We start from the raw sequence: 16,746 nt of genomic DNA, 5'->3' as shown, positions 1-16,746 counted from the left end.
GGCCGGGGCCCCCGCTCGCTGCCGGCCCGTTGGCGCCCCACCGGCCGCCGCTGCCCGACCGTCGCCGCACCGGTGACCGACCCGCGGAGGCGGACCGCGCCGTCAGCCGAGGCGGGTGGCCAGGTGGTGCAGGGCCAGGCGGTAGCCGTCGACGCCCAGGCCGCAGATCACCCCGGTGGCCACCGCGGAGACCACCGAGTGGTGCCGGAACTCCTCCCGGGCGTGGATGTTGGAGATGTGCACCTCGATCAGCGGCCCGCGCAGCATCGAACAGGCGTCCCGGACCGCGTACGAGTAGTGCGACCAGGCGGCCGGGTTGAGCACCACGGCGGCACCCTCGACGGCGGCCGCGTGCAGCCAGCCGAGCAGCTCGTGCTCGGCGTCGGTCTGCCGCACCGTCACGTCCAGGCCCAGGTCCCGGCCGGTCGCCTCGCAGAGCGCCACCAGGTCGGCGTAGGTGGTGGCCCCGTAGACCTCCGGCTCCCGGGTGCCGAGCCGGCCCAGGTTCGGCCCGTTCAGCACGTACACCTTCATCGGGCGACCTCGCGGTAGGCGGCGTGCAGCAGCTCGTCGTCGGGGCCTTCGAGGATCGCCGGGCGGGCCAGCCCGTCCAGCACCACGAAGCGCAGCTTGTCGCCCCGGGCCTTCTTGTCCACCCGCATCGTGGCCAGCAGCTCCGGCCAGGCGTCCGCCCGGTAGCCGGTGGGCAGGCCGAGCGCCGCCACGGCGGTGCGGTGCCGCCGGGCGGTGGCCTCGTCGAGCCGGCCGGCGAGCCGGGCCAGTTCGCCGGCGTAGACCAGGCCGACGGCGACCGCGTGCCCGTGCCGCCAGCGGTAGCCCTCCGCCTTCTCGATGGCGTGGGCCAGGGTGTGGCCGTAGTTGAGCACCTCGCGCACCCCGGACTCGCGCAGGTCGCCGGAGACCACGTCGGCCTTGACCCGGACCGCCCGCTCGATCAGCTCGCGGGCCACCGGGCCGGCCGGGTCGACGGCGGCCGCCGGATCCCGCTCCACCAGCTCCAGGATCACCGGGTCGGCGATGAAGCCGCACTTGACCACCTCGGCCATCCCGGCGGCCAGCTCGGCCGGCGGCAGGCTGTCCAGGGTGGACAGGTCGCAGATCACCCCGGCCGGCGGGTGGAAGGCGCCGACCAGGTTCTTGCCGGCCGCGGTGTTGATCCCGGTCTTGCCACCCACCGCGGCGTCGACCATGCCGAGCAGCGAGGTGGCCACCGGCACCCAGCGCACCCCCCGCAGCCAGCAGGCCGCGACGAAGCCGGCCAGGTCGGTGACCGCGCCGCCGCCGATCCCGATCACCCCGTCGTCCCGGGTGAACCCGGCCTCGCCCAGCCGGTCCCAGCAGGCGGCGGCCACCTCGACCCGCTTGGCCGCCTCGGCGTCCGGCACCTCGATCGGCAGCGGCCGCACGCCGGCGGCGCGCAACCGCTCGCCGAGCGCGTCGGCCAGCGCCTTGAGCGGCGGCGCGTGCAGCAGCGCCACCCGGGTCGCGCCGGGCAGCAGCCGCGGCGGCGGATCGAGCAGGTCGCGTCCCACCAGTACGTCGTACGGGCGCTCGCCGCCGACCGGGATCCGGGTCACCTCGTCCATCGCCGGCAGCCTAGTCGAGCCAACCGGCCGTCCACCCCGGCTGTCCACCAGGTGGCCGCGGATTCGTCCGCGCGTTTAGTCCGGTTCCCGGCGGGCAACGAGTGCCCAACCGGACCCGCGGAGGTGCCCGATGGCGAGAACCACCCTGGACGGCGCCGACATCCGGCTGCCCGCCACCGTCCTCGGCGTCGGGCTGGGCGGCTTCGTCGACGGCATCCTGCTGCACCAGGTGCTCCAGTGGCACCACCTGCTCAGCAGCACCGACACGGACAACGTCGGCATCCGGCCGTACCCGGTGGACACCGTCCCCGGCCTGGAGATGAACACCCTCTGGGACGGCATCTTCCACGTGGTGACCTGGGTGGCGGTGCTCGCCGGCCTGGCCATGCTGTACTCCCGGGTCACCCGCTCCCGGGGCCGGCTGTGGCGCTCGCCGGTGCTGTGGGGCTGGGCACTGATCGGCTGGGGCCTGTTCAACCTGGTCGAGGGGATCGTCGACCACCACCTGCTCGGCATCCACCACGTCCGCACCGGCCCGCACCAGCTCTGGTGGGACCTCGGCTTCCTGGCCCTCGGGCTGGCGCTGATCCTGCTCGGCTGGCTGGTGCAGCGGCGGGGCACGGTGGTGGACCTCTGCGCCGACGAGCGGCGATGAGCCCGGAGCACGCCGGTCACGGGCTCGCCGTCGGGCCGCTGCTGCTCGTACCGCCGCTGCTCTTCTGGAGCTACCTGGCCGCGGCCCTGCGCGAGCGGGCCACCGACCGCGCCGGGTGGAGCCACTGGCGGACGGCGAGCTTCGGCGCGGGCGCGACGGCGGCCGCCGTCGCGCTGGCGCTGCCCGGCCACGGCCTCGCCGCGCACATGTGGCAGCACCTGCTGCTGGGCATGCTCGCGCCGCTCGGCCTGGTGCTCGGTGCGCCGGCCACCCTGGCGTTGCGGATCGCCGACCGGCGCACCGGACGCGCGGTCGTCCGCCTGCTGCGCCGCCCGGCGGTGGGCGTGCTCACCCACCCGGTGACCGGCCTGGCGCTGACCGTGGGCGGGCTCTACGTGCTGTACCTGACCCCGCTGTACCGGGCCACCCTCACCAACCCGGTGCTGCACCACCTGGTGCTGCTGCACTTCCTGCTCGGCGGCTACCTCTTCACCTGGGCGATCGCCGGCCCGGACCCGGGTCCGCGGCGCCCGCGGGTGCCGGTCCGGTTGGTGGTGCTGGGCGTGGCGGTGGCCGGGCACGCCACCCTCGCCCAGCTCCTCTACGCCGGCCTGCTGGTCGACGTCACCGCCCCGGCAGTGGAACTGCGCGCCGCCGCGACGGTCATGTACTACGGCGGTGACCTGGCTGAGCTCCTGCTCGCGCTGGCGCTGCTGGTCACCTGGCGGCCGGAGCCACGGCGCGCGCGGCAACCCGACGAGCCGCCACCCGGCACCGCTGCCCTGCCGGCCTCAGCCGGCTGACCGCCCGGCCCTGCCGGCCTCAGCCGGCTGACCGCCCGGCCCAGTCGGCCAGCCGGCGGGCGTGCTCGGCCACCGCGTCCCGCAGCGCGTCCGGCCGCAGCACGGTGAACGGCCAGCCCAGCCCGGCGAGCAGCTGGGCCATCCCGTCCAGCCGCTCCGCCCGGGTACGCAGCAGCACCCCGTCGGCGGTCGGGGTCAGCTCGCCCACGCTGGGCGGGATCCGGCGGCGGGCGGTGTCCGGGTCGGTCTCCAGCAGCACCTCGACGTCGTGCGCGTACGGCACCCCGGCCAGCGAGCGGGTCACCTGGGCCACCGGGTCGAACCCGGCCGGCACCTCGAAGGTCTCCGCCTCGGTCACCACCTCGCCGATCCGGTCCAGCCGGAAGGTGCGCACCTCGCCGCGGAGGTGGTCGTGGCCGGTGACGTACCAGCGGCCGGCGTGGAAGACCAGCCCGTACGGGTCCAGCCGGCGGCGCGACGCGGCGCCGGCGAAGGACCGGTAGTCCAGCCGAACCCGGTGCCGCTGCCGGGCCGCCGCGGCCAGGGCGAGCAGCGTCCCGGTGGCCGGCCGGACGGCCGGGTCGGTGCGACGCAGGGTGAAGCCGAGGTGTTCCTGCACGGCCGCCAGCCGGTCGGCGAGCGACGGTGGCAGCACCCGGCGGATCTTGGCGAGGGCGGTGGCGGTGGCCGGTTCCTCGGTGCCCAGCCCGAGCCGTTCGGCGGCGACCAGGCCGAGCAGCACCGCCACCGCCTCGTCGTCGGTGAGCATCAGCGGCGGGAGCTTGTAGCCGGGGCGCAGCCGGTAGCCGCCGTAGCGGCCCCGGTCGGCGGTCACCGGGATGCCGAGCTCGGCCAGGGTGGTGGCGTAGCGGCGGACGGTCCGCTCGTCGACGCCGAGGCGGGCGGCGAGCTCGACGCCGGTCAGCCGGTGGTGGCTCTGCAACAGCTCCAGCAGCCCGAGCACCCGACCGGCGGGATGTGACACGGGACACTCCTTTAAACCGGGCGGAAGTCGTCCGGATTTGATCGTACGGTATCCGGGACCGACGAAAGAGGGAGATCCAGATGGCGACGTTCGTGCTGGTGCCGGGGTTCTGGCTGGGCGGTTGGGCGTGGCGCGAGGTGGCTGCCACGCTGCGCGGCCAGGGCCACGAGGTCCACCCGGTGACGCTGACCGGGGTGGCCGAACGGGCCCACCTGGCCGGGCCGGAGGTGGGCCTGGAGACGCACACCACCGACATCGTCCGGCTGATCGAGGTGGAGGACCTGCGCGACGTGCTGCTGGTCGGGCACTCCGGCGGCGGCCTGCCGGTGACCCAGGCCGCGGACCGGATCCCGGACCGGATCGCCCGGGTGGTCTACGTGGAGAGCGGGCCGATGCCCGACGGGATGTCCCAGTTCGACGTCAACCCGCCGGAGGAGCAGGAGCGGCTGCGCGCGCAGATCGGCGACGGGCACCTGCTGCCGCCGCCCGCCTGGGACCCGGCCGCCGACCCGGAGAACCTCGCCGGTCTGGACGACGCCGCGCTCGCGCTGCTGCGGGCCCGGGCCACCCCGCACCCGCTGCGGGCCGCCACCGAGCCGGTCCGGCGCACCGGCGGGCGGGCGGTGCCGACCGCGCTGGTCGCCAGCACGTTCCCGCTGCCGATGGTGGAGGAGATGATCGCGCAGGGACACCCGTTCTTCGCCGGGCTGGCCGGTGGCCAGCTGCACGCCCTGCCCACCGGGCACTGGCCGATGCTCAGCGAACCGAAGGGCCTCGCCGCGGTGCTCGACACCATCGCCCGCGGCTGACCCGCGCCGGCGCCGGCCCGCCCGGCGGGCCGGCGACCGCCGGTCAGCGCTTGAGCAACGCGACGATCTCGGCGGCGATCTCCTCCGGGCTCCGCCCGTCGGTGACCACCGTCGCGGTGGCCACCTCGGCGTAGAGCGGGCGGCGCTGATCCATCAGGTGCTTGAGGGTGGCCCGCGGGTTGAGCACCAGCAACGGCCGGCCGGCGCCGAGCCCGACCCGCTTCACCGCGTCCGGCAGCTCGACCGAGAGGTGCACCACCGGGTGCCCGACCAGCGCGGCGCGGTTCTCCTCGGCGAGGACCGCGCCGCCGCCGAGGGCGAGCACCCCGGAACAGGAGGCCAGCGCCGCCGCCACCGCCGCCCGTTCGAGGGTACGGAAGTGCGCCTCCCCCTCGTCGACGAAGATCTCCGGGATCGGCTTGCCGGCAAGCCGCTCGATGTCGGCGTCGGTGTCCCGGAACTCGACCCCGAGGGCGTCGGCGAGCGCCCGGCCGACGGTGGTCTTGCCCGAGCCCGGCGCACCGACCAGCACGCAGACCGGCCGCGTCGACCCGCTCACCGGAGCCGCCCTTCGTTCGCGACTGCGGGGCTCCGCTGCGCTGCACTCCTCGCGCTCACCGGTCCTGCCCTTCGTTCGCGACTGCGGGGCTCCGCTGCGCTGCACTCCTCGCGCTCACCGGATCACCAGGGAGTCGAGGTAGCCGGCGAGGTTGCGGCGCATCTCGGCGACCGAGTCGCCGCCGAACTTCTCCACCGCCGCCTCGGCCAGCACCAGGGCCACCATCGCCTCGGCGACCACCGCGGCGGCGGGCACCGCGGCCACGTCCGACCGCTGGTTGATCGCGGTGGCCGGCTCGCCGGTGGTGACGTCCACCGTGGCCAGGGCCCGGTTCAGCGAGGAGATCGGCTTCATCGCGGCCTTCACCCGCAACGGCTCGCCGGTGGTGATGCCGCCCTCCAGCCCGCCGGCCCGGTCGGTGACCCGTCGCACGCCGGTGGCGGTGGGGATGATCTCGTCGTGCGCCTCCGAGCCGCGGGAGCGGGCCTGCTGCCAGCCGTCGCCGATCTCGACGCCCTTGATCGCCTGGATGGACATCAGCGCGGCGGCCAGCCGGGCGTCCAGCTTGCGGTCCCACTGCACGTGGCTGCCCAGCCCCGGCGGCACCCCGTACGCCAGCACCTCGACCACACCGCCGAGCGTGTCGGCGGCCTTCTTCGCGGCGTCGACCTCGGCCACCATCCGGGCGCTGGCCTCCGGGTCGAGGCAGCGCAGCGGGTCGGCGTCGATCCGGGCGGCGTCCTCGGGGCGGGGGCGCAGCCCCGGCTTCACCGCGACCGGGCCCAGCTCGACCACGTGCGAGACGATCTCGACGCCGAGTGCCTGCCGCACCAGCGCCTTGGCGACGGTGCCGACGGCGACCCGGGCGGCGGTCTCCCGGGCGCTGGCCCGCTCCAGGATCGGCCGGGCGTCGGTGTGGCCGTACTTCTGCATGCCGGCCAGGTCGGCGTGGCCGGGCCGGGGCCGGGTCAGCGGCGCGTTGCGGGCCTGCCCGGCCAGTTCCTCCGCGTCGACCGGGTCGGCGGCCATCACGGTGCGCCACTTGGGCCACTCGGAGTTGCCCACCCGGATGGCCACCGGGCTGCCCAGGGTGGCCCCGTGCCGGAGCCCGCCGATGATCTCGACCTCGTCCTGCTCGAAGGACATCCGGGCGCCCCGGCCGTAGCCGAGCCGGCGCCGGGCCAGCTCGCCGGCGATCTCGCCGGTGGTCACCTCGACCCCGGCGGGCACCCCCTCCAGCAGCGCGACGAGGGCGGGACCGTGCGACTCACCTGCAGTCAACCAGCGCAACACAGCGCTCAGTCTGTCACGCCCGGTGCTCGCCGCGGCGGCGCGCCCGGCGCGTCCCGCCCAGCGGACGGCGCCGACCCCCACGGCCACCACGGGCACCGCTTCTTGCGGTGAACCCGTACGATCATGGCGGCGCGCCGGGAAGTCTGGTCGGCAGGTCCTTCGTCGACCCTTCGTTCGGGAGTCACCGGTGCTGCTCTTCGCGTTCGCGGCGGTCCTGCTGCTCGCCGTCCTGCTCTCCAGCCTGGCGCACCGGAGCATCCTGTCCACCGCTGTGCTGTTCCTGGTCGCCGGTTTCGTGCTGGGTCCGGAGACCACCGGGGTGCTGGACATCACCGCCGACGCCCCGATCGTGTCGACGCTGGCCGAGCTGGCGCTGGTCACCGTGCTCTTCACCGACGGCATGCGGGTCGGCTGGGCCGACCTGCGGTCGGCCTGGCGGCTGCCCGGCCGGGCGCTGGGCTGGGGCCTGCCGCTCACCCTGCTGATCACGGCCCTGCTGGCGCACTACGTGGCGGGCCTGGACTGGCCGGAGGCGCTGCTGCTCGGGGCGATCCTCGCCCCCACCGACCCGGTCTTCGCGGCCGCGCTGGTCGGCAACGAGCGGGTGCCCGGCCGGCTGCGGCACCTGCTCAACGTCGAGTCCGGCATCAACGACGGCCTGGCGCTGCCCTTCGTCATCCTGTTCCTGGCCGTGGCGGCCGGCTCCGGCGACCTGCACCTGGACGAGTTGGGCATGGAGCTGCTGCTCGGCCTGGTGATCGGGGTCGCGGTGCCGTGGCTGGCGCTGTGGCTGGAGCGGCGGCGGTTCTTCTCGGCCTCCACCCAGTACGAGCCGCTCAACGGGGTGGCGATCGGCCTGCTGGTGCTGGCGCTCGGCCAGGTCACGCACGCCAACCTGTTCCTCGCCGCGTTCGCCGCCGGTGTCACCGTGGCCACCTTCGGCGAGCGGCAGCGGGAGAGCTTCGAGCACTTCGGCGAGCTGATCGCGGAGCTGTTCAAACTGGTCGCCCTGCTGGTCTTCGGCGCGCTGATCTCGTTCGAGTTCCTCGGGGAGATCGCCTGGACGGGGTGGATCTTCGCGGTGCTCGCCATCGTGGCGGCCCGGCCGCTGGCCCTGGCCGTGTCGTTCCTCGGCTCGCACCTGAGCCGCACCGAGCAGTTCGCCGCGATGTGGTTCGGCCCGAAGGGCTTCGCCTCGGTGGTCTACGGGCTGCTGGTGCTGGAGGCCGGCATCCCGGCCGGGGACGAGGTCTTCCACCTGGTGGCGCTGACCGTCGTGCTGTCGATCGTCGCGCACTCCTCGACCGACCTGGTGATCGCCCGGATCTTCGACCCGGCCACCACGCCAGCCTGGTACGAGCGGCTGCGGCAGGCGTCGGCGCAGCGACGGGACCGGCAACGCTGACCGCGACCGGGCGGGGACCGCTGCCTAGGCGCGGACCGCGATCAGCGACTTGGTCAGGCCCGCCAGCCGCTCGTTCCGGACGACCGCGTCGGGGAACAGGTAGCGCAGCTCGGCCCGGCCGATGAGTTCCGTGGTCAGCACCTGCCGCATCGCCGCCTCGTAGGACTTGCCCGGCGTGTAGGCCAGCGGCCAGCGCCGGGCCACCACCACCCGCGCCGAGACCGGCAGGAACTGCATGCCGGGCGCGACCCAGTGCGGCTCGATCGGGAAGTACCGGTACGGCGTCTGCACCCAGTACGCCGGCGCCAGCGCGCGGATCGCCTCGGCCATCCGCCGGCGGCGCTCGTGCCCGCCCACGTGCTCCAGCACGCTGTTGCTGAAGACCAGGTCGTACCGGCGGTTCAGGATGCGCTCGGGCAGCTCGCAGGCGTCGGCGTGGTCCGCCTCCGCCCAGTCGGGCAGTGCCGCCGGCAGCGGTTCGAGGTTGACCACGTGCACGTGGGCCGGACGGACCGGCACCCGGGCCCAGCCCTCCACCCGTCCGCCCAGGTCCAGGACGGTCATCTCGGCGAGGTTCGGGAAGGTGTCCGACAGCCAGGCGGCTCGGCGTGCCCGTCGCTTCGCGGCGAGCGAGGTCGGCGAGTCGACCAGCCGGAACCTGAGCGAGTGAAGTGCCATCGGAGGTCCTCTCCTGCTGAGTCTGGGCGGGGTCCGCCGAGGAGGTCCGCCCGGGTCTGGGCGGGCTCCGCCGACGACCGGTGGCCCGGGTCCGGTCGGCGTACCGGCGGGCGGCGGCCGGGGCGGCGTCAGATCCCCCGGCCGCGTCGGTGCAGCGCGCGCAGCACCGCGTCGGCCCGCACCATCCGCCCGGCCACGGCCAGGGCGAGGTAGGCGCGCGGCTCGCGCGGGTTGCGACGCAGGGTCCGGCGGGCCCAGCGCACCGCCGCTCCCCGGTCGCCGGCGGCGGCCCGGGCGAAGGCGATCTGCCCGGCGACGCGGGCCTCCCCGGCCGGCTGGCTGCCGAACTCGGGATAGCGGGCGAGCAGCCACTGCAACGCCTCGGCGATGGTGTCCCAGCGCCGCGCGAAGTAGGACCGCCGGTGCCAGCGCACCAGCACGTACGGGGTGGGCACGTTGACCAGCGGGGCGCTGCGGGCGGCCCGGAGCAGGAACTCGTAGTCCTCCGCGTAGCTGCCCGGGATCTCCTCGTCGACCAGCCCGAACCCGTCGCGCAGCGCGGCCGCCCGGATCAGGAACGTCGACGGGTGCAGCTCGGTCATCCGGTCGCGGAGCAGATCGGTCAGGGTGACCGCGTCGCGGGGCAACGACCGGTCGACGGTCCGCCCGTCGTAGCTGACCCGGATGCCGCAGCAGGCGAACTCCGCGCCCGGCGCCGCGGCCAGCGCCCCGACCTGGGTTCGCAGCTTGCCGGGCAGCCACTCGTCGTCGTCGTCGCAGAACGCGATCAGCTCTCCCGCGGCGGCCAGCGTGCCCGTGTTGCGGGCACCGGCCAGCCCCGGCGTGCGCCGGTTGCGGAGCACCCGGACCGGGCGGCCGGGGCAGCCCAGGTCGGCCAGCGTGCGGTCCGGCTCGGACTGGTCGTGGACCACCAGCACCTCGACCGGGCCGGGATGGTCCTGGTCGAGCACCGCCCGGACGGCGGCGCGCAGCAGCTCCGGGCGGTCCCGGGTGGGCACCACCACGCTCACGCTCGGCTGCCCGGTCATCGCCGCGCTCCCGCGCGCCCCGGGCGCCGCCACGGCCACCACGCCCGGGGCCGCCGCCGCGCGGACGCGGCCACCAGGTCCTCCACGATCTGCCCCACCCGCCGTACCGCGGCCCGCTGCGCGTCGGCCGCGGCGTCGGCCGAGATGGCGAACCGGTCCGGGTCGGCCAGGCCGCTGCCGAGCGCGCCCCGCAGCGCCTCCCGGGACTCGCAGAGCGCCACCATGCCGGCGGCGCCGAGCCGCCGGCAGAACAGCTGCTGGTGGTCGTCGACGTGCTCGCCGTGGGCCGGGTCGCGGGGCACCACGATCGGCAAATGGCCGTGCCGGCGGGCCTCCAGGATGGTCGCCGGGCCACCGTGGCAGACCACCAGGTCGGAGCCGGCCATCGCGGCCTGCAACGCGTCGTGGCAGAGGAAGGGCACCGCGTCGGGCCGGACCGGCGCCCGGGTGTGTCCGTGCTGGACGGTGAGGTCGACCCGGTCGGCGACCTCGGCGTGCCACTCGCACAGCCAGTCGACCAGCCGGTCGAACGGGTGCCGGTCGGTGCCGACGGCGACCAGCAGGTGGATCCGGGCGACCTCGGCCGGGTCGCGGGGGCGGGGCACCTGGTGCGCCGGCTCGACCCGGTCCGCCGGCCGCGCCGGCCGGTGCTCCGCCCGGTCGAGGGCCAACCGGCGCGCCGGCGCCGCGTCGGCGGCCCCGCTCACAGCAGCGTCCCCACGACGGTCGCCTCCGGGTACTGCCGGCGCTGCTCCTCCCACTGCACGAGCATCGCGGACAGGAACGGGCGGCAGAGCCGGGCGGTGAGCGTCGGGGTGTCGATCCGGTCGTACACCTCGATGTAGACGGTCGGGATGCGGCGCAGCCAGGCCAGCACGACGAACGGCACGGCGACACCCGCCCCGGTGGTCACCACCGCGGCCACCCGCCGGCGGCCCAGCACCCGCCGGGCCAGGACCGCGTTGCGCAGCAGGTTGCGCACGTTTCGGGTGGTCGGGTGGTACGCCCGCACGACTTCCTCACCGGCGAGCAGGGACACCGCTTCGGGCGTGTCGAAGGTGACCCAGCAGCGGGGCCAGCGCTCGTACCAGGGGCGCAGGGCCAGCAGCTGGGCCAGGTGCCCGCCGCTGGACCCGACCAGCAACAGGACCGGAGGGTCCGCGCCGTCCTCGATGTTCTGCTCCACGCGAGTCCCCAGAAGTTCGCTTGGATGTACGGTCGGCGCCAGGCCGACGCGATGACAGTTCCCCCGGGCCGGTGTGCGGGACGACCGGCGAGCGGCTGACCCCGCTGGCGGCGGAGCAGGAACGAGGCCCGACCGCCACCCCCAGCGATGGTAACGGCCTGCGGCCTCTTCGTCACTGTCCGCCATTGGTCTGATCGGCGTCGCCGCGGAACGCTCCGCTCAGTCGCTGCGTCGGTGCTCGACGGCGTCCAACAGCGCCGGGTGGAGGGCCGGATTCCAGCCCGCTCCGGCGTCGGCCAGCCGCCAGGCGCGCAGCCACAGCTCCACCAGGTAGGCGTCGGCGACCAGCCGGCGGGCGGCCGGGTCGAGCCCGAGCGCGGCGCCGTACCGGGCCAGCCGGGTGTCCACCGCCCGCGCGGCCTGCGCGACCGGTTCGCCGCGCAGCACCACGGCCCGCTGGAACGCGTCGTGCGCCAGGTCGAAGCCGAGCGGCACGTCCGGCGCGCTGTGCTCCCAGTCCCAGGCGACCAGCCGGCCGTCGTGCCGGCCCAGGTTCCACGGCACCCAGTCGCCGTGCCAGTGCCCGAACTCGACCCGGGTGTCGCCGTACCGGTGGGCCAGCGCGGCGACCGCGGCGACCGCCCGGGCACCGGCGGGATCGGCCGCGGCGGCGCGCCGGGCCGTGCGGGCCAGCCGGGCCAGGAAACCCGAACCGGCCAGCGGCCGGGGCGGCGCCGGCGGCCGGCCCCGGCGGGCCACCGCGAGCAGCGCCGGGATGGCCGGCGGCGCGCCGACCGGCAGCCCGCGTACCGCCGGGGGAAGCGGCTCCACCAGCGCGACCACCTGCCCGTCCCACGACGTCTCGGCCAGCAGCCGGGGCACCGCCGGATGACCGGGCACGCCGGCCAGCGCGGGCAGCTCGCGCAGCGCGGCCGCCTCGGCGGTGACCAGCGCCCGGGTGGCGCCGTTCCAGCCGATCTTGGCGTAACCCCGGGGCCGCCCGTCGGCGGCGAAGAGTTGCAGGGTGGGCTTGTGGTTCGGGTCCGGCGGGCGCACCCCGCACGCCGCGTAGCCGGGCCCGCCGCCCAGCGCGGCGGCGAGCCGCTGCGCCAGCAGCACGTCGGCAGCGGCCAGCCCGGCGGGCAGCGACACCGTGAGGGTGGGAAACGGCGCCCGGTCCAGCGCGCCGACCCGGGCCAGCCCGCCGAGCACCGCCCGCGCCGCGCGCACCCCCGGCGGACGCAGCGCGTTGTACGCCAGCAGCGCGGCGGCCGTGACCCGGGGCGCGCCGAGCGGCAGCAGGAACCGGGCCCGGCGCACCGACGGGACGACCGCGTACCGGGCCACGGCGCGCTGCCCTGGTGGTGGCGGGCGGTCCACGGCCAGGCCGATCCGCTCGTCGCCGAAGACCGCGCGGGTGACCCAGCCGAGCCCGTCCGCCCGGGAGCGGGGGTCGGCCGCGGTGCCGGCCGGCGCGGTCACGCCGCCCGGTCCGGCCAGTCGAGGTCCAGCCCGAGCCGCTGCCGCAGCGCCGCGTTGTGGGGGCGGTAGTACTCGGTCAGCTCCGCCCGCAGCGTCGGCTCCAGCGGCGCCGACCGGCGGTGGTTGTAGACCTTGAAGTCGGGCAGGTCGTGCGGGGGCAGGCCGAGGAAGTCCAGGGTGCGGCGGTAGGTCGCGCGGGGGTCGGCGTAGAGCCGCTCGCTGGGCAGGAACAGGATCCGCGACCGGTCGAAGCGGTGCAGCCACGGCTCCAGGTGTTCCAGGTACCGGCCGCGGGCGCGGTAGCTGTACCAGTCGTACGCCTGGCTGACGTACGTCGGTTCGGCGACCAGCCGCTCCCGCTCCCCCGCCGTGCGCTCCGGCTCGGCGGCCAGCGCGGCGGCGAAGTCCAGCGGCTCGACCCCCTGCGCGCGGCGCTCCTTCCAGTGCGAGTACGCCCGCTCCACCGGGTCGCGGAGCAGCACGATCAGCCGCACGTCGGGCATCAGCGCGGCGACCCGGCGCGCGGCGAGCGGGTGGAACATGTACAGCGGGGCCGCCTCGCCGACCCGCACCGGCCCACCGTGCCGGCGCGCCAGCGCCTCCCGGTGCCGCACGGTCGGGAAGTGCGACCGGTACCAGGCCTCCCCGCGTGCCCAGTTCTCCTCGAAGTAGTGCGCGCTCTTGGTGTTCCAGGCCGGGAAGAGCCGGGGCACCAGCGGATGCTGGAGCAGGTAGTTCCACAGCGAGGTGGTGCCGCCCCGCTTCGTGCCGATGATGAGGAAGTCCGGCAGCGGACGCCGGTCGCTGGTACGCACTCCGTAGTCGACGAGGCTCTCCCGTACCCGGTTGGTCACCTGGGTCGGCACGAGCTGCTTCACCCGGTCCCGGATGGACGACACGACGACCTCCACCTGCCCTTCGTGGATGCCGGGGCGGGACCGGCGGCAAGGGTCGCCCCGTCCCGCCCACGGATCTGCCTGATGGTCACCCGGATGCCGCGCCGCACCCGGGGCAGTGTCGACGAGCCGGCGGCGCCGGCCGCCAGCAGCGCGGCCGCCACCACCAGCCCGGGAAAGCCGCGCCCGGCGGCCAGCACCCCGGCGCCCGCGGCGGCGCCCACCCCGGCGGCGGTGATCGCGGCCGCCCGCAGCGTCGCCGCGTCCAGCAGCGGCTCGCCCACCACCGCCCGGGCACAGCCGTACGCGGTGAGGTTCTCGGTGGCGATGCCGGCCGCCCAGGCCAGCGCGGCGCCGGTGGCGCCGTGGCCGGGGATCAGCCACAGCCCGAGCGAGACGGTGACCAGCAGCCCGGCCAGCGTGGCGAGCAGGTGCAGCCCGCTGTGCCCGCCCATCAGCAGCAGGCTCTGCACGTTGCCGACCCCGGTGTTCACCAGCATCGCCAGGGCGAGCACGGTCAGCGCCGCCGCGCCGGCCCGGAACTCGGCGCCGAACAGGTCGAGGAACGCCACCCCGAAGACCGCCAGCAGCAGGTAGACCGGCCAGGACAGCACCAGCCCCCAGGTGGTCAACTGCCGGTGCACGGCGGCCGCCGCGGCCCGCTCTCCCCGGCCGAGCAGCCGGGACAGCTGCGGGGACACCGCCACCCGCAGCCCCTGCAGGGCCAACTGTCCGGCCAGGACGTACCGGCCGACCGCGCCGAACACGCCGGCGTCGGCCGGACCGGCCAGCACCGAGGTGAGCAGCACCCCCACCCACATGCTGCCGGCGTCGATCGCGGCCGAGGCGGCCCGGGGCAGCGCGAACCGCCAGAACAGGCGCCAGTCGGCCGGGTCGGGCCGCAGCCGCGCGCCGCGCCCCACCCCGAGCGGACCGGCGACCAGCGCCAGGCAGACCAGCAGGGCCGCGGCGGCCGGCAGCAGCCAGCCGGCCAGGCCGGCGAGCAGCCCGGCGCCGGTCAGCGCCGCCGCGCCGACCAGCGCCGGGCGGGCCACCGGGAGCAGGAGGAACTGCACCCCGACGTACGCCCGGACGGGGCGTACGCAGCGCAGCGCGGCGAGCAGCAGGGTCATCGCCGCGACCACCGGCACCGCCGCGAAGGTGACCACGAGCAGCCCCCCGGCGGCGGCGCCGGGGCCCAGCAGCCGGGGCGCGAGCGGACCCGAGACGATTACCCCGGCCACCGCGACGGCGGTCGCCACCAGCAGCGGCGGGACCAGGGCCACCGGGAGCAGCCGGGCCGCGTCGCCCCCGGCGCCGCCGCGGCGCCGGGGCAGCGCCCACATCAGCCCGGTCTCCGCGCCGAGGGTGCAGACCGCCGCCGCGACGGTGACCACGCCGATCGCGGCGAAGAAGGCTCCGGAGCCCGTGGTGCCGTAGCCGCGGGTGATCACCACGGCCAGGACGAAGCCGAACAGTCCACTGGTGGCCGCGCCGGCCAGCCCGGCGGCCCCGCTGCGCGCGCTGCGCCGGGTTTCCGCCGTGCGGTCGGCGCCGGCCGGCGGGACCGGGCCGGGACGGGTGGTGGCGGTCATCCCGGCACCGCCGTCGCCCGCCGGCCCGGCCCCGTCCGGCGGGCGGCCCCGGCCCGCCGTTCCCGCTCGGCGAGCGCCAGGGCGAACGAGATGGCGAAGAAGGCGACGGCGAGGTTCTGGTTGGCCATGCCGTAGAACGGGATCTGCACCAGGCAGACCACCGGCACCACGGCGAGCCACTGGCCGGCCGCCGAGGTGGCCCGGGCGCAGGTCACCGCGACCACCACGAACCAGGCCAGGAAGCACAGCAGCGCCGGGACGCCGTGGCTGAACAGCACCAGCCACAGCTGGCCCTGGCTGCCCACCGGGGCCGCGGCGGTGACCGTGTCGGCGTTGACCGGTGCGCCGTAGCCGAGCCACGGTGAGTCCTGGATCCGCCTGATCACCTCGGCGTAGAGCGAGAGCCGGTCGCTGTTCGTGTCGCTGGCCTCGACCCGCTTGTCGATCAGGTCGGCGATCGGGATGACCAGGGTGGCGAGCGCGCCGATCACCACCACCCCGGCGAGCGAGGCGGCCACCCGCGCGTTGCCGCGCAGGCTGGCCCGGACGCCGAGCACCGCCAGCCCCACCCCGAGGCTGAGGAACATCGCCCGGTTGAGGGTGAGGAACGCCGGCGCCAGCGACACCGGCAACGAGGCGACCAGCACCCACCGCAGCACGCCGTGGCGGCGCAGCATGGTGAAGGCCACCACGCAGGGCAGCGTCAGCGCGTACGCGCTGCCGTAGTTGTTGGTGTACGCGAACGGCGCCGCCGGCCGGTAGATCGGGTCGAGCGACCGGGCGCTGTACTCGGCAGTGGTCAGGTGGACCATGTCCTGGATGAACGGGTTGCCGGCGATGCCGGCGGGCAGCAGCACCTCGGTCGGGGTGGTCAGCGCGAACCGCGGCGCGAGCACGCTCAGCCAGCCCAGCACCACCAGCCCGAGCCAGAACGCGCAGAGCGGGACCAGCACGGCCGTCTGGTCGGGGCGTTCCCGCGCCACGGCGTACACGTAGCCGCCGACCACCAGCGCGGTGAGGTAGAAGCCCAGCCGCAGGCCGAAGGTGAGCAGCGCGGAGCCCGACGGCAACTGGGTCGCGCTCACCACGACGAGTCCCAGGAAGAGCAGCCAGAGCCCGGTGGCCGGCGGCAGCGGGACCCGGCCCCGGGTCAGCAGCAGCGCGAACAGCAGCGCGCCGAGCAGCGGCCAGCCCAGGTAGAAGGCGCCGGCCAGCCACCAGAGCGGCACCGGGCCGAACATCGTCGCCAGCGGCCAGAGCGGCAGCCGGGGCGGCGGGACCGGCGGCGGCGCCGGTGCCGCGTCGGGGTTGTCGCCGGCCGGTCCGGTGGTCGCCGGGGCGCGGGTGAGCGGCACGCTCAGCCCCGACCGTTGCGGGTCAGCACGAACCCCAGCGGGGTGACCCCGGCGGCGCGCAGCCGGTCCGCGAGCCGCCGCAGGTCGCCCTGGCGGGTACGGTCCCGCTCGACCACCACCACGGCGGTGCCCTGCCGGGCCACCGCGACCCCCCGCTCGTCGGACTCGGCGGGTGGTGCGTTGTACAGCACCAGCCCGTGGCCGGCGCACTGCCGCCAGGTGCCGAACCGCACGCTGCCGGCGCCCACCGGCACCGCGTCGGCCTCCGGGGACCAGCCGTTGTCGGTGCTGGGCGCCGGCCGGGGCAGGGTCAGCGTGGCGTCGGTCTCGGTCGACGGGCGCGCGCCGGGCGGGTGTGGCGACGGCCGCCGGGCCGGAGCCGGCGGGGG

Annotated in this window: 17 protein-coding genes and 1 pseudogene; 4 read left to right on the top strand and 14 right to left on the bottom strand. The window is 76.1% G+C overall.

Annotated features, from left to right (window positions below):
- Nucleotides 1–102: 102 nt before the first annotated feature.
- Nucleotides 103–534 carry a type II 3-dehydroquinate dehydratase gene (aroQ, locus tag DLJ47_RS18475; protein WP_109901196.1) on the bottom strand — a complete coding sequence of 144 codons (432 nt, stop codon included), beginning with the start codon at nucleotides 532–534 and terminating at the stop codon, nucleotides 103–105.
- Nucleotides 531–1,607 carry a 3-dehydroquinate synthase gene (gene aroB, locus DLJ47_RS18470; RefSeq protein WP_109901195.1) on the bottom strand — a complete coding sequence of 359 codons (1,077 nt, stop codon included), beginning with the start codon at nucleotides 1,605–1,607 and terminating at the stop codon, nucleotides 531–533. Before aroB ends, aroQ begins: the two co-directional genes overlap by 4 nt.
- A gap of 130 nt (nucleotides 1,608–1,737) precedes the next feature.
- Here aroB and DLJ47_RS18465 point away from each other — a divergent pair, with 130 nt between their 5' ends.
- Both DLJ47_RS18465 and DLJ47_RS18460 read left to right on the top strand, forming a co-directional pair.
- Nucleotides 1,738–2,262: a DUF2243 domain-containing protein gene (locus DLJ47_RS18465; RefSeq protein ID WP_109901194.1), complete on the top strand. Its 525-nt coding sequence runs from the start codon at nucleotides 1,738–1,740 to the stop codon at nucleotides 2,260–2,262.
- A complete protein-coding gene (locus tag DLJ47_RS18460; RefSeq protein WP_109901193.1) occupies nucleotides 2,259–3,065 on the top strand; it encodes a cytochrome c oxidase assembly protein in 807 nt (268 codons plus the stop codon). Before DLJ47_RS18465 ends, DLJ47_RS18460 begins: the two co-directional genes overlap by 4 nt.
- 19 nt (nucleotides 3,066–3,084) lie before the next feature.
- On the opposite strand, the gene DLJ47_RS18455 is transcribed toward DLJ47_RS18460, so the two are convergent.
- Nucleotides 3,085–4,050 (bottom strand): helix-turn-helix transcriptional regulator, encoded by a 966-nt coding sequence (locus DLJ47_RS18455; protein WP_109901192.1) that lies wholly within the window; start codon nucleotides 4,048–4,050, stop codon nucleotides 3,085–3,087.
- Nucleotides 4,051–4,130: 80 nt separating this feature from the next.
- Between DLJ47_RS18455 and DLJ47_RS18450 the strand changes: the two genes are divergently transcribed.
- A complete protein-coding gene (locus tag DLJ47_RS18450) occupies nucleotides 4,131–4,859 on the top strand; it encodes an alpha/beta fold hydrolase (RefSeq protein ID WP_109901191.1) in 729 nt (242 codons plus the stop codon).
- Between the two features lie 43 nt (nucleotides 4,860–4,902).
- Here DLJ47_RS18450 and DLJ47_RS18445 read toward each other — a convergent pair whose 3' ends face one another.
- Both DLJ47_RS18445 and aroC read right to left on the bottom strand, forming a co-directional pair.
- Nucleotides 4,903–5,418 carry a shikimate kinase gene (locus DLJ47_RS18445; protein ID WP_109901190.1) on the bottom strand — a complete coding sequence of 172 codons (516 nt, stop codon included), beginning with the start codon at nucleotides 5,416–5,418 and terminating at the stop codon, nucleotides 4,903–4,905.
- Nucleotides 5,419–5,532: 114 nt separating this feature from the next.
- Nucleotides 5,533–6,711: a chorismate synthase gene (aroC, locus tag DLJ47_RS18440; RefSeq protein WP_109901201.1), complete on the bottom strand. Its 1,179-nt coding sequence runs from the start codon at nucleotides 6,709–6,711 to the stop codon at nucleotides 5,533–5,535.
- A 187-nt stretch (nucleotides 6,712–6,898) separates the two neighbouring features.
- On the opposite strand from aroC, the gene DLJ47_RS18435 reads away from it, so the two are divergent.
- Nucleotides 6,899–8,116, top strand: a complete 1,218-nt coding sequence (locus DLJ47_RS18435; RefSeq protein WP_109901189.1) for a cation:proton antiporter — start codon at nucleotides 6,899–6,901, stop codon at nucleotides 8,114–8,116.
- 24 nt (nucleotides 8,117–8,140) lie between these two features.
- Here DLJ47_RS18435 and DLJ47_RS18430 read toward each other — a convergent pair whose 3' ends face one another.
- The 9 genes and pseudogenes from DLJ47_RS18430 to DLJ47_RS18385 all read right to left on the bottom strand — a co-directional run.
- On the bottom strand, nucleotides 8,141–8,794 hold the full coding sequence (locus tag DLJ47_RS18430) for a class I SAM-dependent methyltransferase (protein ID WP_109901188.1): 654 nt from the start codon (nucleotides 8,792–8,794) through the stop codon (nucleotides 8,141–8,143).
- 128 nt (nucleotides 8,795–8,922) lie between these two features.
- A complete protein-coding gene (locus DLJ47_RS18425) occupies nucleotides 8,923–9,843 on the bottom strand; it encodes a glycosyltransferase family 2 protein (RefSeq protein ID WP_109901199.1) in 921 nt (306 codons plus the stop codon).
- A complete protein-coding gene (locus tag DLJ47_RS18420) occupies nucleotides 9,840–10,448 on the bottom strand; it encodes a glycosyltransferase (protein WP_446723580.1) in 609 nt (202 codons plus the stop codon). Before DLJ47_RS18420 ends, DLJ47_RS18425 begins: the two co-directional genes overlap by 4 nt.
- A 98-nt stretch (nucleotides 10,449–10,546) precedes the next feature.
- Entirely contained in the window at nucleotides 10,547–11,029 is a 483-nt protein-coding gene (locus DLJ47_RS18410) for a UDP-N-acetylglucosamine--LPS N-acetylglucosamine transferase (protein ID WP_109901187.1), read from the bottom strand.
- 219 nt (nucleotides 11,030–11,248) lie between these two features.
- Nucleotides 11,249–12,511, bottom strand: a complete 1,263-nt coding sequence (locus DLJ47_RS18405) for a hypothetical protein (RefSeq protein WP_109901186.1) — start codon at nucleotides 12,509–12,511, stop codon at nucleotides 11,249–11,251.
- Nucleotides 12,508–13,410, bottom strand: a complete 903-nt coding sequence (locus DLJ47_RS18400) for a sulfotransferase domain-containing protein (protein WP_109901198.1) — start codon at nucleotides 13,408–13,410, stop codon at nucleotides 12,508–12,510. Before DLJ47_RS18400 ends, DLJ47_RS18405 begins: the two co-directional genes overlap by 4 nt.
- Nucleotides 13,386–15,002, bottom strand: coding sequence for a lipopolysaccharide biosynthesis protein (locus DLJ47_RS18395; RefSeq protein WP_109901185.1), 1,617 nt, complete (start codon nucleotides 15,000–15,002; stop codon nucleotides 13,386–13,388). Before DLJ47_RS18395 ends, DLJ47_RS18400 begins: the two co-directional genes overlap by 25 nt.
- Complete coding sequence (locus DLJ47_RS18390; protein WP_446723579.1) at nucleotides 14,999–16,357, bottom strand: O-antigen ligase family protein; 1,359 nt, start codon at nucleotides 16,355–16,357, stop codon at nucleotides 14,999–15,001. The genes DLJ47_RS18395 and DLJ47_RS18390 overlap by 4 nt, the downstream gene beginning before the upstream one ends.
- A 2-nt stretch (nucleotides 16,358–16,359) precedes the next feature.
- A pseudogene (locus tag DLJ47_RS18385) lies at nucleotides 16,360–16,746 on the bottom strand (lipopolysaccharide biosynthesis protein); the annotation flags it as partial.

This window comes from Micromonospora sp. S4605 (assembly GCF_003176715.1).
Lineage (GTDB): Bacteria > Actinomycetota > Actinomycetes > Mycobacteriales > Micromonosporaceae > Micromonospora > Micromonospora echinaurantiaca.
This window is presented reverse-complemented; position numbering and strand designations above follow the sequence as displayed.

Excerpts from the sequence above, each read along its gene's own strand:
- aroQ (WP_109901196.1), bottom strand. The coding sequence starts at position 534 with ATGAAGGTGTACGTGCTGAACGGGCCGAACCTGGGCCGGCTCGGCACC.
- aroB (WP_109901195.1), bottom strand. The coding sequence starts at position 1,607 with ATGGACGAGGTGACCCGGATCCCGGTCGGCGGCGAGCGCCCGTACGAC.
- DLJ47_RS18465 (WP_109901194.1), top strand. The coding sequence starts at position 1,738 with ATGGCGAGAACCACCCTGGACGGCGCCGACATCCGGCTGCCCGCCACC.
- DLJ47_RS18460 (WP_109901193.1), top strand. The coding sequence starts at position 2,259 with ATGAGCCCGGAGCACGCCGGTCACGGGCTCGCCGTCGGGCCGCTGCTG.
- DLJ47_RS18450 (WP_109901191.1), top strand. The coding sequence starts at position 4,131 with ATGGCGACGTTCGTGCTGGTGCCGGGGTTCTGGCTGGGCGGTTGGGCG.
- DLJ47_RS18430 (WP_109901188.1), bottom strand. The coding sequence starts at position 8,794 with ATGGCACTTCACTCGCTCAGGTTCCGGCTGGTCGACTCGCCGACCTCG.
- DLJ47_RS18425 (WP_109901199.1), bottom strand. The coding sequence starts at position 9,843 with ATGACCGGGCAGCCGAGCGTGAGCGTGGTGGTGCCCACCCGGGACCGC.
- DLJ47_RS18395 (WP_109901185.1), bottom strand. The coding sequence starts at position 15,002 with ATGACCGCCACCACCCGTCCCGGCCCGGTCCCGCCGGCCGGCGCCGAC.